Origin of the sequence: Citrobacter portucalensis, from assembly GCF_023374935.1 — a bacterium.
Lineage (GTDB): Bacteria > Pseudomonadota > Gammaproteobacteria > Enterobacterales > Enterobacteriaceae > Citrobacter > Citrobacter portucalensis.
Map to the genome: position 1 here is coordinate 2888159 of NZ_CP092466.1, position 15218 is coordinate 2903376.

Genomic DNA, 15218 nt, shown 5'->3' on the forward strand with positions numbered 1-15218 from the left:
ATCATTGTTACATTGATTGTTATTTTTAAACACTATGTCACGTATGGATAACACAACGGCAACGCCTGCAAAAGACAAAACACCGCCTTCCGTCGCGCCAAACGACCGACGAATTGACAGTAAAACCCTGCTTGGTAACGAAGGACGCGTGATCATAGAACATGATGGTCAGCACTACCTGCTGCGCCAGACACAAGCCGGAAAACTCATTCTGACTAAATAAACAACACATTTCGCCAGCCACCCAGGTCATACCCAGGCAGCCAGCGCTTTTCGATTTCCTAATGGAGAGTTGCTATGCCTTACCTGCACACCGCTTCCCTGCGCCCATCGCTGTTGGCGCTGGCGATTATCGGTAACCTGCCCGCCGTCGCCTATGCGGCGGTCGAGGATATGACCGTTACCGCCACCGGCAATGCCCGTAGCGCCTTTGAAGCACCGATGATGGTCAGCGTCATTGACGCCACTGCACCAGAAAACCAAACCGCCAGCTCAGCTGCCGACCTGTTACGTAAGGTTCCGGGCCTGACCCTTGATGGTACGGGCCGTACCAACGGCCAGGACGTGAATCTGCGCGGGTATGATCGACGCGGCGTTCTGGTGCTGGTTGACGGCGTTCGCCAGGGAACCGACACCGGACACCTGAACAGTACCTTCCTCGACCCGGCGCTTATCAAACGCATCGAAGTCGTGCGTGGCCCTTCCGCACTACTGTACGGTAGCGGCGCGCTAGGCGGCGTGATCGCCTATGACACTGCAGATGCCAAAGATCTACTGGAAGTCGGGCAAAACAGTGGTTATCGCGTGTTCGGTACCGCGGCGACCGGCGATCACAGTCTCGGCATGGGTGCCAGCACGTATGGCCGTACCGATACGCTGGACGGACTGCTTGCCTGGTCCAGCCGCGATCGCGGTGATTTACGCCAGAGTGACGGTACTACTGCGCCGAATGACGAAGCAATTAATAATATGCTGGCGAAAGGTAGCTGGAAAATTGACAGCGCCCAGACGCTGGCCGGTTCGCTGCGTTACTACAACAATGACGCCCGGGAACCTAAAAACCCGCAGACCAGCGCGGCAGATGCCAGCAATCCGATGACCAACCGTTCAACGATCCAGCGAGATGCACAGCTGACCTACTCGCTCGCTCCGGCGGACAATGACTGGCTGAACGCTGACGCCCGTATCTATTGGTCAGAAGCGCGCATTAATGCTCAGAACGCAGATAACACTGGCGAATTTCGCAAGCAAACCACCAAAGGCGGGAAGATCGACAACCGCAGCCGCCTGTTTACCGACTCTTTTGCATCTCACTTGTTGACCTACGGCGGTGAATACTATCGTCAGGAACAACAACCGGGAGGAGCAACAACTGGCTTCCCGGAGGCTAAGATCGATTTCAGCTCCGGCTGGCTACAGGATGAAATCACCCTGCGCGACCTGCCGGTTACGCTGCTGGGCGGTACCCGTTATGACTCTTATCGCGGCAGCAGCGACGGCTATGAAGATGTCGATGCCGATAAATGGTCGTCCCGCGCCGGATTAACGGTTGCGCCAACTGACTGGCTGATGCTGTTCGGTTCATACGCTCAGGCTTTCCGTGCCCCGACTATGGGCGAGATGTATAACGATGCGAAACACTTTTCGATTGGTCGTTTTTACACCAACTACTGGGTGCCGAACCCTAACCTGCGCCCGGAAACCAACGAAACACAGGAATACGGATTTGGCCTGCGCTTTGACGATCTTCTGATGGCGAGCGACGCGCTCGAATTTAAAGCCAGCTATTTCGACACCAAAGCGAAAGATTACATCTCCACCAGCGTCGATTTCGCCGCTGCGACAACCACGTCCTATAACGTACCCAACGCCAAAATCTGGGGCTGGGACGTGATGGCGAAATATTCCACCGACCTGTTCAGCCTCGACATGGCCTATAACCGCACACGCGGAAAAGATACTGACACCGGCGAATACATTTCCAGCATTAACCCTGACACCGTCACCAGCAAACTGAATGTGCCGGTTGCGCACAGCGGTTTCTCTGTCGGCTGGATAGGGACATTTGCTGACCGTTCAACGCATATCAGCAGCACCTACGCTAAACAGCCCGGCTATGCGGTAAACGATTTCTACGTGAGCTATCAGGGCCAACAAGCGCTGAAAGGCATGACCACCACGCTGCTACTGGGCAACGCCTTCGACAAAGAGTACTGGTCACCGCAAGGAATTCCGCAGGATGGTCGTAATGGCAAAATTTTCGTGAGTTATCAGTGGTAATCACTTTTCCCCGGTTCGCCGGGGCCGCAATCTGGAAGGAAGAGACAATGAATCATTACACACGCTGGCTGGAACTGAAGAAAGAAAATCCTGGCAAATACGCACGTGATATTGCGGGGTTGATGAATATTAGCGAAGCCGAACTGACCTTTGCTCGCGTCGGTCACGACGCCTGGCGCTTACGTGGTGAAGTGCGTGAAATTCTCAGCGCACTGGAAGCAGTTGGCGAAACCAAATGTATTTGCCGCAATGAATACGCAGTACATGAGCAGGTAGGTGCTTTTACCAATCAGCACCTCAACGGTCATGCCGGACTGGTTCTCAATCCGCGCGCCCTCGATCTGCGTCTGTTCCTGAATCAGTGGGCCAGTACCTTTCATATCAGCGAAACAACCGCCCATGGTGAGCGTCAGAGCATTCAGTTCTTCGACCATCAGGGAGATGCGCTGCTGAAGGTCTATACCACGCAAAATACCCTCGTTGAGGAATGGGCAGCGTTGCTGACCCGTTTCATCTTTGCAGAAAACCCGCCGCTGGCACTGCAACCCGCCAACAATTCTGCGCCTGCCGCCGTCACGGTCGATGCGCAGACCGTCGATCAAGAGTGGCGAGCGATGACCGATGTCCACCAGTTCTTCGGTCTGCTGAAACGCCATGAACTCACCCGTCAACAAGCGTTTAATCTGGTGGGCGACGATCTGGCCTGTAAGGTTTCTAATAGCGCACTGGCGCAGTTACTCGACACCGCGCGTCAGGATGGCAACGAAATTATGGTTTTTGTGGGTAATCGCGGCTGTGTACAGATTTTTACCGGCGTGATTGAAAAACTGGTACCGATGAAAGGCTGGCTAAACATCTTCAACCCAACCTTTACCCTGCATCTGCTGGAAGAGAGCGTGGCCGAAACGTGGGTAACGCGCAAACCGACCGCCGATGGTCACGTCACCAGTCTGGAACTGTTTGCTGCCGACGGTACGCAAATCGCACAACTGTATGGTCAACGTACGGAAGGCGAGCCGGAACAGACGCAATGGCGCACACAGATTGACGCGCTAACGCCGAAAGGACTGGCCGCATGAAAAAACTGCTGGCCCTGATCGCGCTGCTGCCCTTCGCCGCACTGGCTGCACCCGAGGAACGAGTTGTTGCCCTCGGTGGCGATGTCACCGAGATCGTATACGCACTGGGAGCACAACCCTCCCTTGTGGCGAGAGACAGCACCAGCCAATGGCCTGCTGCGGCAACCGCGTTACCTGATGTTGGTTATTTGCGCCAGCTCAACGCCGAAGGGATCCTTGCCACACGCCCTACGCTGGTCCTTGCCAGCGCGCAGGCGCAGCCTTCTCTGGTGTTAAAACAGATCGAGCAGAGCAACGTCAGGGTTGTCACGATCCCAGCAAGCAACGATCTTAACGCGATTGATGAAAAAGTTAGGGTTATCGCCGAGGCTACCCATCGGGAGGCCGACGGCGAAACGCTGCGCGCAACGTTACGTCAGGAACTGGCGACGCTCCCGTCATCTGAACTTAATAAACGTGTGCTGTTTATTCTCAATCATGGTGGGATGACCGCGATGGCGGCGGGCCAGCAAACCGGAGCCGATGCGGCGATTCGTGCCGCTGGTCTACGCAACGCGATGCAGGGCGTTAATCGCTATCAGCCGCTGTCACAAGAAGGCGTCATTGCCAGCCAGCCCGATCTGGTAGTGATTTCACAAGAAGGTGTTAAGGCGATGGGTGGCGAGGCAAACCTGTGGGCGCTGCCGGGGCTGGCGCAAACACCTGCGGGACGGAATAAACAGGTATTACAGGTTGATGATATGGCACTGCTTGGCTTCAGTATCCGTACGCCGCACGCCATACTGCAGCTTCGCGCGAAAGCAGAGCAATTACCCTGATGTCCCGGCGGATCACCTGTTCGTTGTGGATGTTGGCATTGATGCTGCTTGTAATGACGGTTCTGGCTACCGGTTTTGGCGCGTTGCGCCTGCCGGTAAGTCTGCTCTGGCGTGATGACGATGAGGCATTGCGTCAAATCTGGCTCACGATTCGTCTGCCCCGCGTCCTGCTGGCGCTGGTAATTGGCGGCTCTCTGGCGCTCGCTGGCTGCGTGATGCAGGGGCTGTTTCGCAATCCACTTGCAGACCCTGGATTACTGGGAATAAGCAGCGGCGCCGCCTGCGCTGTGGCCCTGTGGGTGGTGCTGCCTGTCTCCTTGCCCGCGCTGCTGATGTTGTATGCTCCAATGCTGGCCGCTTTTTTCGGCGCGCTGGCGGCAACGGTAGTGATTTTTATCCTCAGCCAACAGCGCGACGGTTCACTCTCACGCCTGCTGCTGGTCGGCATTGCCATTAACGCGCTCTGTGGGGCGGCGGTTGGCGTTTTGTCGTGGGTCAGTAATGATGCGCAACTGCGCCAGCTGTCGCTATGGGGAATGGGAAGTCTGGGGGCCGCGCAGTGGTCCACACTGTTGGCTGTCACTTCACTGACAATCCCGACAGTGCTGATCATCTGGCGACTTGCTCCGGCGCTGAATCTTCTGCAGCTGGGGGAGGAAGAGGCGCATTATCTCGGCGTTGATGTGCGTACAATCCAGCGTATTTTGCTGCTTTGTAGCGCATTACTGGTTGCCTCAGCCGTGGCGGTAAGCGGCGTGATTGGCTTTATCGGGTTGGTCATCCCACATTTAATACGTATGTGGCTCGGCTCAGACCATCGGGCCGTTATTCCGGGTTCCGTGCTGGCGGGCGCGTTTTTATTGCTGATTGCCGACACGCTGGCCCGTACGGCGGTTGCGCCTGCGGAGATGCCGGTCGGTCTGTTGACCAGTCTTCTCGGCGCACCGTGGTTTTTATGGCTTATTTTTCGTCAGCGAGGACCGCATGGCTGAACATTTCATCGCTGAAGGGCTTCACTATCACGTAGCTGACAGAGCGGTGATCGATGACGTATCGCTCGCCCTTACAAAAGGTGAACTGGTGGCACTGATCGGCCCAAACGGTGCGGGGAAATCCACTCTGCTACGCTTGCTGACCGGTTTTCTGAAACCGGCTACCGGGCGCTGCGTGCTGGCGGGCAAACCGCTGGAGGAGTGGCCTACCCAAATGCTGTCGCGACACCGGGCGGTAATGCGTCAGCAAACGCAACTGGGATTTGACTGGCCGGTAGAGGCCGTCATCGCGATGGGTCGCGCGCCCTGGACCCAACGACCGGAACCTGGGCTTATTGCACAGGTAATGGAGATGACCGGATGTACGCCTCTGGCAGGCCGGCAATACGCCGCGCTTTCCGGCGGTGAGCAACAGCGCGTGCAGTTAGCCCGTGCGCTGGCGCAACTCTGGTGCGACGGTGCGCCTCGCGGTTGGTTATTCCTTGATGAACCGACCTCCGCGCTGGATCTTTACCACCAGCAGCATCTGTTGCGCATGCTAAAAACGCTAACCGCTTCGGGTGAGCTGCATGTGTGCATTGTGCTTCACGATCTGAACCTCGCCGCACTGTGGGCAGACAGAATAGTGCTGCTGCACAACGGCAGGCTGGTGTCGCAGGGAACACCGGAAACTGTGTTACAGGCCGATGATCTGAAGCGCTGGTACGGTGCTCAGGTACACGTTGGCCAGCATCCGGCCAACGCTTCCCCGCAGGTATTTCTGGCCCCTTAGCTTGAACAACTCACTTCCAGCCGTTTGCCCCAGTCAGGTGGACGGCTGGCATAGTCGTCATCGCGATCGGCAAACGGGGTACGCAACGCCTGGTGCAACCGATGCAGTTCGGCGTAATCCCCCTGCTCTGCCTGACTAATCGCCCGTTGCGCCAGCCAGTTACGTAATACCATCGCCGGATTTGCCGCCTTCATCTGTGTTTGTCTGACTGCATCGGCAATATTGTCTTGCTGAAGGCGCGAGCGATACCGCGTGAACCAGTCGTCAAATGCTGCGCGGTCGATAAACTCATCGCGCAACGGAGATTGCGCACTGTGCTGCTCCGTTTCGCTGAGCATGCGAAACGTTCGCGTATAGTCGCTTCTTTCTCGCGCCATCAGGCTAAACAGTTCGCTAAGCAGTTCGTTATCGTCTTTCTGCTCGCTAAAGAAGCCGAGCTTTTGCCGCATCCGCTGACCATAGCGAGTTAATAGCGCCAGCTGGTAACTGTCCAGCGCATCATTTAGCGCCTCGACCGGGATAAACGGCGACAGGGTTTGCGCCAGACGTTGCAGGTTCCACAACGCGGCGGCCGGTTGATTATCGAAACTGTATCGCCCCTGGTTGTCAGAGTGGTTGCAGATATAATCAGGCACGTAATCATCAAGAAAACCGAATGGACCGTAATCCATTGTCAGACCCAGAATCGACATGTTGTCCGTGTTCATAACACCATGCGCAAATCCTACCGCCTGCCAGTCAGCGATTAACGTCGCAGTACGCGTGACAACATCGTTAAACCACAGCTGATACTTATCGGCTTCTTCCTGCCATTGCGGCCAGTAATGGCGAATCGCAAAGTCAGCCAACTCGCGCACTTTTTCCGGCTCTCGGCGATAGTAAAAATGCTCAAAATGGCCAAACCGCATATGGCTTTGCGCCACGCGAATGAGCATCGCCCCTGCTTCGACCGTTTCGCGATAAACCGGCGTGTCGCTGGTGACAATCGACAATGCCCGCGTGGTCGGTATTCCCAGGTAATGCATCGCTTCACTGGCCAGGCTTTCACGAATGGTCGAGCGCAGCACGGCACGCCCATCACCCATGCGGGAATACGGCGTGAGTCCGGCGCCTTTCAGGTGCCAGTCAAACGTTGAACCATCCGCGAGCTGTTGTTCGCCCAGCAGGATCCCACGTCCGTCGCCAAGCTGACCAGCCCAGACACCGAACTGATGCCCACTATAAACCTGGGCTAAAGGCGACATCCCGGAAAGCAACGATTCGCCGCCCCAAACGCCTGCACCAGTCGGAATATCAAATAGCGCCGCAGGAATTGCTAATTGCTCCGCCAGCGCATCGTTATGCCAGATAAGGCGCGCGTTTTTCAGAGGGGTGGGTGAAAGCGCGGTATAGGTTGCTGGTAGTTCATCACGCCAGCGAGTGGTAAAAGACAGGGTCATAGGGCCTCCTGCCTCTAGTGTAGACTGTTAATAGGCTGTCAAACACCAGCAAATAAAAGGGTTATATCTTAGCGAGCGAAATTATCTGCGCAGGAGGCACCGCAGGCCACAATCCTCCCTGCATGGCACTGAATCCCACAGGCAAGACGCGCTCCAGCATCTCTTGTGTATCAATTCCGCTAATGATTATTGACTCACAGCTGGGCGATAGTTGCGCCAGAATAGCCCGCATAAACGGTTCAAACGAAATATGTGCAATCCTTTGTTGAACAAAGTTTTTATCCAGCACGACGTGTTTGAACAGGCCGTCAAAAATTGCCCGGGTTGATATACCGCCAGAACCATAGTTTGTCAGGACTAATGGAAATCGCGCAGCAAGTGCGGCCAATACTGGATTATCTTTACCTTTGTTTAACTCCGGATAGCTTTCATTAATAGTCAGCTCCAGAAATGAAAATCGTTCAACTTGTGAAGCAAATTCAGTATCTGATAATAAAGTATTAGCAACTGCTGGCGTTAAATTAATCCAGGCGGATACTTTTCGCTGAATAAAAAAATGTTGGCACGTTTCGATTAATTCTAGTTTTTCTACAAATAAACGACATTGTTCGTCGTCTGACATCCGAGGTAGGACCAGCTCGGTGGGTATACGCACATCCCCATGCGCACTGGCGAAACTGGTGATGATATCGACGAATTCAAGATCGCCTTTTTCGCTTCTCGCAGGAAGAAAAGAGAACTCAGAATGGTAAAGATTATCCAGTGAAACAATCATCGTGCCAGCCCCGCTGCATGGGTGTTATCCGGCATCCTGTAGCAAAGGATGGAGAAATACGTTACTGCTGATGCAAGTAGAGGCCCTTTCATTTTTCCCTTTTTAGCCGGTAAATCGAATCCTTTTTTTTAGCTTATCCTGATTATAAGCGAATATCCAGCTTTGCACTTTTTAATATCTCGGAATAAATCATATTTTTAGCAAGATACGCTCTTAATGTTCAGGGGTATTGTCTAACCAAAAGCAGAAATAAAAGTTAACTTTCAAATGGTGATGTTGAGGCTGCGCACTCGATGGCAGCCTCGGGGTTGCGGGGGATTAAATACGTCGTGCCTGCCAAAAGTTTTTACGCCAGTAAACGTTATCCAGAGACGAGCGCATCACGCCACGACTGGTTGAAGCATGAATAAATTGATTATTGGTATCGTAAATACCAACATGCAGACCGCTTTCCCCAGACCCGGTTTTAAAGAAAACCAGATCGCCGGGCAGCAAATCGTCTTTATCAATTTCGGTACCAATCTTTGATTGCGTACGCGTATCGCGCGGGAGTTGCAGGTCGAATTTATCGCGCATCGTCATCAAAACAAATCCAGAACAATCCACCCCACTACGGCTCATGCCGCCATAACGATAGGGTGTGCCATGCCAGGTTTGTAGCTGATCATTAAGACCGGCGATAACGGCAATAGAATCCGACAAGCGGGCATTTGGCGCAGGTGCACGATGGCTGCTGCAACCCGCCAAAAACAATGCTGTGATGAAAAGTAGCCAAAAGCGCATTCAGTACGAATCCTCTGAATTTTATTTTTATGCCAATTTAGCGTGGAAATTATATGATTTTCAAGAACCCATTTCACTTAAGTGGTTGATATGAGCATTCTGTGCCCTTCAATATCCAAACGTCGGAAGTTGACGCCATAGGCCGCAGACAGATTGGCCGGCGTCAGTACCGCATCTCGTGAACCACTGGCAAGCAGTTTCCCGCGTTTGAGTAGCCAGGCTTTATGCGCATGGCGTAAGGTGTGATTAAGGTCGTGGCTACTCATCACAATCGCTATGCCCTGCAAACACAGCTGACTCAACAAGCGGTCCAGTGCGTTTTGTTGCGCGACGTCCAGACTGTTCATCGGCTCATCCAGCAGTAAAAGCTGACCTAATGGATTCGCTTGTGGGCAAATCTGCAGGATAACCGCAGCCAGGCGCACACGCTGCCACTCACCGCCGGAGAGTTGGTTCACGCCGCGCCCCAGTTTATCTCCCAGGCCGAGCGCATCGGCGATCTCCTGTAACAGATCGGTGCGTGCTTTGTCGGGTTGATGCAGCGTCAGAAAATGCCAGACCGGCATGGCAAACGGCGGATTTTGCTGTTGCGCAAGATAGGCGCGATATTGCGCCAGCCTGGCGGCCGGCCATTCCTCCAACGGCATATCACCAAAAGTGATACTGCCCTCTCCGTTTGTCAGACCCGCCATACGCGCCAACAACGTACTTTTTCCGGCACCGTTTGGTCCCACTAAATGCAGGATCTCTCCTGCTTTTATCTCACCAGAAAGCGGGCCGAGACGGGTCGATTCCGCGACGTCCTGTAGCTGCATCAATCGAGACATTAGTTTGCCAGCGCCTGCTTGATGGTTTGCACCAGGATGGGATCCTCAGGCGTCATATCCGGTGAGAATCGTTGCAGCACTTTTCCATCGCGACCCACTAAAAACTTCTCGAAATTCCACAGGATATCGTCCGGGTAAAGCGGCGCACGACCTTTGCTCGCCATTCGCTCGTAGAACCCACTGTCCGCAGGCGCAACGGCCGTTGGTGCGGCATCAATCAGCTTCTGATACAGCGGATGGCGTCCCTCACCGTTGACGTCAATTTTGCTGAACATCGGGAAAGTTACGCCCCATGTGGTACTGCAGTACGTTTTTATTTCCTCTTCGCTGCCCGGCTCCTGGCCCAGAAACTGATTGCAAGGGAAACCAAGAACGCTGAAGCCCTGTTGGTGCCAGGCTTTCTGCAGATTCTCCAGTTGCTCGTACTGCGGCGTCAGTCCACATTTTGAAGCAACGTTGACGATTAACAGCACATTCCCGGAATACGGCTGCAGTGAGGTAACCTCGCCGTCAATGGTCGTCACTTCTGTATCGAGGATAGAGTTTTGCATAGCATCTCCAGAACAACAGGTGGATTTTCAGTTTTTAATCATAGACCGAACCAACGCGTTCTAGCGCGCGGCTTTTAACAATAGCCAGATAAATACCGGTGCACCCATGGTGGCCGTTACCACGCCGATAGGTAACTCAGCCGAGGCCAGCACCAAACGCGCGACAACATCAGCAAACAATAATGCGATTGCGCCAGCCAACGCACAACCTGGCAGTAAAACACGGTGATCGGTGAGGCCGCACAGTCGCAAAATATGCGGGATCACAAGCCCAATAAAACCAATCGCCCCTGCCAGAGCCACGCTCACGCCAACCATCCAGCCAGTGGCAACCACCAGCAGGTTGCGCCAGAACCATAATGGCAGTCCCAGCTGACGCGCAGAAGTCTCTCCTAACGCCAGCATATTCATCGGCTGCGACTGACAGCAAATCCACACCAGCACCGGAATCAACGCCACCATGAGCCAGGCCTGATGCCAGTCTACGCCACCGAAGCCCCCCATCATCCAGTACATCAGCTGTCGTAAGTCAAACGAGGTAGAGAAGTAGATAGCCCATGTCATCAGCGCGCTACAGATTATCCCCAGCGCCACCCCCGCCAGCAGCAGACGGCTGGTAGACAGATGTCGACGGGCGAAACGTAGCAGAATAAGCGTGATAACCAGCGCCCCGGCAATGGCGCAAAGGCCCAACGCCCAGCCGGGGAGTTGCCCCTGCCCCAGCAGCACCGCCGCGATAAGCCCGACTCCCGCGCCGTTAGATACGCCCAGTAATCCAGGCTCTGCGAGCGGGTTTTCAAACAGAGCTTGCATCACTGCGCCAGATAAGGCCAATGCAGCGCCTACCAGCAAAACGGCAAGGGTACGGGGAAGTCGAATTTGCCAGACGAACAGATCGCCGCGGGCGCTGAACCAGTCGCCGGGAGCGATCCATTGTTCTCCTGCGCACAAGCTTAGAATCGTTGCCAGTAGCATAAGTACTGACAGTGACAGTATCCAGCGCACATTTCGGCGCTGTTGTTGATGGGCGAAAGTCAGCATGTTTTCCATTCTGCTGAAAAGAGATGGAGGTGATTCTACGGTGCTGATTCGGTAGTGAAAAGGAAAAAGGCCGCATAGCGGCCTTTTTAGTTATACGCATCATACTCTGCGTATCGTTAAATCACTCTTCTTTGGGCGTTGCGTTTTCAACCCGGCTTTTTAACTTCTGTCCGGGTCTGAAGGTCACCACGCGCCGTGCTGTAATGGGAATATCTTCGCCCGTTTTCGGGTTACGGCCCGGACGTTGATTCTTATCACGCAGATCGAAGTTACCAAAACCAGAGAGTTTTACCTGCTCACCATTTTCCAGAGCACGACGGATCTCTTCGAAAAACAGCTCGACCAGTTCTTTGGCATCCCGCTTGCTAAGCCCAAGCTTATCAAACAGATATTCTGACATTTCAGCTTTTGTAAGCGCCATAGGTTCAATCCCTCAATGATGCCTGGAATCGCTCTTTTAATGCCTCTACACATTTGGCGACGGTAGCGGCAATCTCCTCTTCTTCAAGTGTACGGCTGGTATCCTGAAGGATCAGGCTGATAGCGAGGCTCTTATAGCCCTCCGCAACACCCTTACCGCGGTACACGTCAAATAAGTTTACGCCAACTACCTGATTTACGCCAACTTTCTTACACTCGGATAAAATATCCGCAGCGGGAACGTTTTCTGCGACAACGACTGCGATATCGCGACGGTTCGCTGGGAAGCGAGAAACTTCACGCGCCTGAGGCACCACGCGGTCTGCGAGCTTATTCCACTCCAGTTCAAACACCAGAGTGCGACCGTTCAGATCCAGTTTACGTTCCAGTTCAGGATGAACAACCCCAATGAAACCAATACGTTCACCTTTCAGATAAATCGCCGCAGACTGACCCGGATGCAGTGCTGGATTCGCTTCAGCTTTGAACTGAATGTCCGCCAGTTTGCCGGTCAGATCGAGAACCGCTTCCAGATTGCCTTTCAGATCATAGAAATCAACGGTCTCTTTTGCCAGATTCCAGTGTTCATCATGACGGTTACCGCAGATCACGCCCGCCAGCATTAGATCCTGACGGATCCCGAGGTTGGCCTGCGTATCTGGCACGAAACGTAAACCCGTTTCGAAAATACGTACGCGGTTCTGCTGACGATTCTGGTTATACACTACCGTAGACAGCAAGCCGGTCCACAGGGACAAACGCATTGCCGACATATCAATAGAGATTGGGCTTGGCAGCAGCAGCGCTTCTTCACCCGGGTGCAGCAGCGACTGGACTTTCGGGTCGACGAAGCTATAGGTAATGACTTCCTGGTAGCCTTTGTCATTCAGCATGGTTTTTACACGTTTCAGCGACAAATCCGCTTCACGATGCGTACCCATGATAAGACCCGCCTGAATCGGCGTGTTCGGGATATTGTCATAACCGTATACGCGGGCGACTTCTTCGACCAGGTCTTCTTCGATTTCCATATCGAAACGCCAGCTCGGCGCGACCGCTTTCCACTCATCCTGCCCTTCCGTCACGTCACAACCCAGACGACGCAGAATGTCACTCACCTGCTCATCGGCAATATGGTGTCCGATCAGACGATCCAGTTTGCTACGACGAAGCGTAATGGTTGCGCGTTTTGGCAGCGTGGCTTCATTCGTCACGTCAATGACTGGGCCCGCTTCACCGCCGCAGATATCAATCAGCAGGCGCGTTGCACGTTCCATGGCCTTATGTTGCAGCGCAGGATCGACACCACGCTCATAGCGGTGAGATGCATCGGTGTGCAGACCGTGACGACGCGCGCGACCGGTAATAGACAGCGGGCTGAAGAATGCACATTCCAGCAGGACGTTTTGTGTTTCATCATTCACGCCGGAATGTTCGCCACCAAAGATGCCGCCCATCGCCAGCGCTTTGTTGTGGTCCGCAATCACCAGCGTATCTGCATTCAGCTTCGCTTCGCTGCCGTCCAGCAATACCAGGGTCTCACCCTCTTTTGCCATACGGACAACAATTCCGCCTTCAATGCGGTCTTTGTCGAATGCGTGCATCGGCTGACCCAGTTCGAGCAGCACATAGTTAGTCACGTCAACCACGGCATCGATAGAACGAATACCACAACGGCGCAGTTTTTCTTTCATCCACAGCGGGGTCGGCGCTTTAACATTGATGCCTTTCACCACGCGGCCCAGATAGCGTGGGCAGGCTTCCACGGCTTCGACCTGAATCGGCAGGACGTCGCTAATGGTCGCGGCTACTGGCGCGATTTCCGGCTCAACCAGCGGGGCTTTGTTCAGTACAGCAACGTCACGCGCTACACCGATGATGCCTAAGCAGTCGGCGCGGTTCGGCGTGACGCTGATTTCGATGGTGTTGTCGTCAAGCTTCAGGTATTCACGGATATCGGTGCCAATTGGCGCATCGGCAGGCAGTTCGATAATCCCGTTATGATCGTCGGAAATACCCAGCTCGGAGAACGAGCACAGCATACCTTCAGACGGTTCACCGCGCAGTTTCGCGGCTTTAATTTTGAAATCGCCCGGCAGAACGGCACCAACGGTTGCCACAGCCACTTTCAGCCCCTGACGGCAGTTTGGCGCGCCGCAGACGATATCCAGCAGCCGGTCGCCGCCTACATTCACTTTGGTGACGCGCAGTTTGTCAGCGTTAGGGTGTTGGCCGCATTCAACCACTTCACCTACCACAACGCCATTGAACGCGCCGGAAACAGGTTCCACACCGTCAACTTCAAGACCCGCCATCGTGATTTGGTTTGACAGCGCATCGCTATCAATCGCCGGATTTACCCATTCGCGTAACCACAGTTCACTGAATTTCATTGTTTTATCCTGCCTTTATTTAAACTGTTTGAGGAAACGCAGATCGTTTTCGAAGAAAGAACGCAGATCGGTAACGCCATAACGCAGCATAGTAAGACGCTCCATACCCATACCGAATGCAAAGCCGGAATAGATTTCCGGATCGATGCCAACATTACGCAACACGTTCGGGTGAACCATCCCGCAGCCCAGCACTTCCAGCCATTTGCCGTTTTTGCCCATCACGTCAACTTCCGCAGATGGTTCAGTGAACGGGAAGTAGGAAGGACGGAAACGAACCTGCAGGTCTTCTTCAAAGAAGTTGCGCAGGAAATCGTGCAGTGTGCCTTTCAGGTTGGTGAAATTGATGTTGGTATCAACAATCAGCCCTTCCATCTGGTGGAACATTGGGGTGTGAGTCTGATCGTAATCGTTACGATATACGCGGCCCGGGGCGATAATACGGATCGGCGGCTGTTTTTCTTTCATGGTGCGGATCTGCACGCCGGAAGTCTGTGTGCGCAGCAGACGCGTCGCGTCAAACCAGAAAGTGTCGTGGTCAGCGCGCGCCGGGTGATGGCCAGGAATGTTGAGCGCATCGAAGTTATGATAGTCATCTTCGATTTCCGGACCGGTCGCCACGGTAAAGCCCAGCTCACCGAAGAAACTTTCAATCCTGTCGATTGTACGCGTCACCGGGTGCAGACCGCCGTTTTCGATACGACGCCCAGGGAGGGAGATATCGATCGTTTCTTCAGCCAGACGAGCATTCAGCGCAGCACTTTCTAATTCGGCCTTACGCGCGTTCAGCGCTTGCTGTACCTGCTCTTTGGCTTCGTTAATCACCGCACCTGCTGCCGGGCGCTCTTCTGGCGGCAGTTCGCGCAGGGTTGTCATCTGAAGGGTCAGGTGCCCTTTCTTGCCCAAATATTCGACGCGGACATTGTCTAACGCGGCAACATCTGAAGCCTGGTTAATGGCGGCCGTTGCACTGGCAACCAGCTCTGCGAGATGTGACATGGTTTTCCTCGTTATGTTGCGATATTCACTAGTCGCTCGTATATACGTA

Annotated in this window: 15 protein-coding genes; 6 read left to right on the forward strand and 9 right to left on the reverse strand. The window is 54.0% G+C overall.

Annotated features, from left to right (window positions below; translation table 11 throughout):
* Positions 1-34 precede the first annotated feature (34 nt).
* The 6 genes from hemP to LY264_RS14065 all read left to right on the forward strand — a co-directional run bounded on the left by hemP (position 35) and on the right by LY264_RS14065 (position 5941).
* Positions 35-223 carry a hemin uptake protein HemP gene (gene hemP, locus LY264_RS14040; protein ID WP_003832599.1) on the forward strand — a complete coding sequence of 63 codons (189 nt, stop codon included), beginning with the start codon at positions 35-37 and terminating at the stop codon, positions 221-223.
* Positions 224-297: 74 nt separating this feature from the next.
* Entirely contained in the window at positions 298-2280 is a 1983-nt protein-coding gene (locus tag LY264_RS14045; RefSeq protein WP_048226738.1) for a TonB-dependent hemoglobin/transferrin/lactoferrin family receptor, read from the forward strand.
* A 47-nt stretch (positions 2281-2327) separates the two neighbouring features.
* Positions 2328-3359 carry a hematinate-forming heme oxygenase ChuS gene (chuS, locus tag LY264_RS14050; protein WP_048226740.1) on the forward strand — a complete coding sequence of 344 codons (1032 nt, stop codon included), beginning with the start codon at positions 2328-2330 and terminating at the stop codon, positions 3357-3359.
* Complete coding sequence (locus LY264_RS14055) at positions 3356-4177, forward strand: heme/hemin ABC transporter substrate-binding protein (protein WP_048226742.1); 822 nt, start codon at positions 3356-3358, stop codon at positions 4175-4177. Before chuS ends, LY264_RS14055 begins: the two co-directional genes overlap by 4 nt.
* On the forward strand, positions 4177-5169 hold the full coding sequence (locus tag LY264_RS14060; protein ID WP_071692179.1) for a FecCD family ABC transporter permease: 993 nt from the start codon (positions 4177-4179) through the stop codon (positions 5167-5169). The genes LY264_RS14055 and LY264_RS14060 overlap by 1 nt, the downstream gene beginning before the upstream one ends.
* The gene (locus tag LY264_RS14065; RefSeq protein ID WP_048226746.1) at positions 5162-5941 is read left to right on the forward strand and encodes a heme ABC transporter ATP-binding protein; all 780 of its coding nucleotides are present in this window, start codon (positions 5162-5164) and stop codon (positions 5939-5941) included. Before LY264_RS14060 ends, LY264_RS14065 begins: the two co-directional genes overlap by 8 nt.
* On the opposite strand, the gene selO is transcribed toward LY264_RS14065, so the two are convergent.
* The 9 genes from selO to pheS form a co-directional block, all read right to left on the reverse strand.
* A complete protein-coding gene (gene selO / locus LY264_RS14070; RefSeq protein ID WP_048226749.1) occupies positions 5938-7380 on the reverse strand; it encodes a protein adenylyltransferase SelO in 1443 nt (480 codons plus the stop codon). The genes LY264_RS14065 and selO overlap by 4 nt on opposite strands.
* A gap of 61 nt (positions 7381-7441) precedes the next feature.
* Positions 7442-8155, reverse strand: a complete 714-nt coding sequence (locus tag LY264_RS14075) for an EAL domain-containing protein (protein ID WP_048214327.1) — start codon at positions 8153-8155, stop codon at positions 7442-7444.
* Between the two features lie 318 nt (positions 8156-8473).
* Entirely contained in the window at positions 8474-8938 is a 465-nt protein-coding gene (locus LY264_RS14080) for an NlpC/P60 family protein (RefSeq protein WP_003832591.1), read from the reverse strand.
* Positions 8939-9015: 77 nt separating this feature from the next.
* Positions 9016-9765 carry a vitamin B12 ABC transporter ATP-binding protein BtuD gene (gene btuD, locus LY264_RS14085; protein ID WP_008784579.1) on the reverse strand — a complete coding sequence of 250 codons (750 nt, stop codon included), beginning with the start codon at positions 9763-9765 and terminating at the stop codon, positions 9016-9018.
* The gene (locus LY264_RS14090; RefSeq protein ID WP_048226751.1) at positions 9765-10316 is read right to left on the reverse strand and encodes a glutathione peroxidase; all 552 of its coding nucleotides are present in this window, start codon (positions 10314-10316) and stop codon (positions 9765-9767) included. The genes btuD and LY264_RS14090 overlap by 1 nt, the downstream gene beginning before the upstream one ends.
* A gap of 60 nt (positions 10317-10376) precedes the next feature.
* The gene (gene btuC, locus LY264_RS14095; protein ID WP_048214330.1) at positions 10377-11357 is read right to left on the reverse strand and encodes a vitamin B12 ABC transporter permease BtuC; all 981 of its coding nucleotides are present in this window, start codon (positions 11355-11357) and stop codon (positions 10377-10379) included.
* 121 nt (positions 11358-11478) lie between these two features.
* Positions 11479-11778: an integration host factor subunit alpha gene (ihfA, locus tag LY264_RS14100; RefSeq protein ID WP_003030571.1), complete on the reverse strand. Its 300-nt coding sequence runs from the start codon at positions 11776-11778 to the stop codon at positions 11479-11481.
* A 4-nt stretch (positions 11779-11782) separates the two neighbouring features.
* Positions 11783-14170 carry a phenylalanine--tRNA ligase subunit beta gene (gene pheT, locus LY264_RS14105; RefSeq protein ID WP_071692180.1) on the reverse strand — a complete coding sequence of 796 codons (2388 nt, stop codon included), beginning with the start codon at positions 14168-14170 and terminating at the stop codon, positions 11783-11785.
* A 15-nt stretch (positions 14171-14185) separates the two neighbouring features.
* Positions 14186-15169, reverse strand: a complete 984-nt coding sequence (pheS, locus tag LY264_RS14110) for a phenylalanine--tRNA ligase subunit alpha (RefSeq protein ID WP_003832580.1) — start codon at positions 15167-15169, stop codon at positions 14186-14188.
* Positions 15170-15218: the final 49 nt, after the last annotated feature.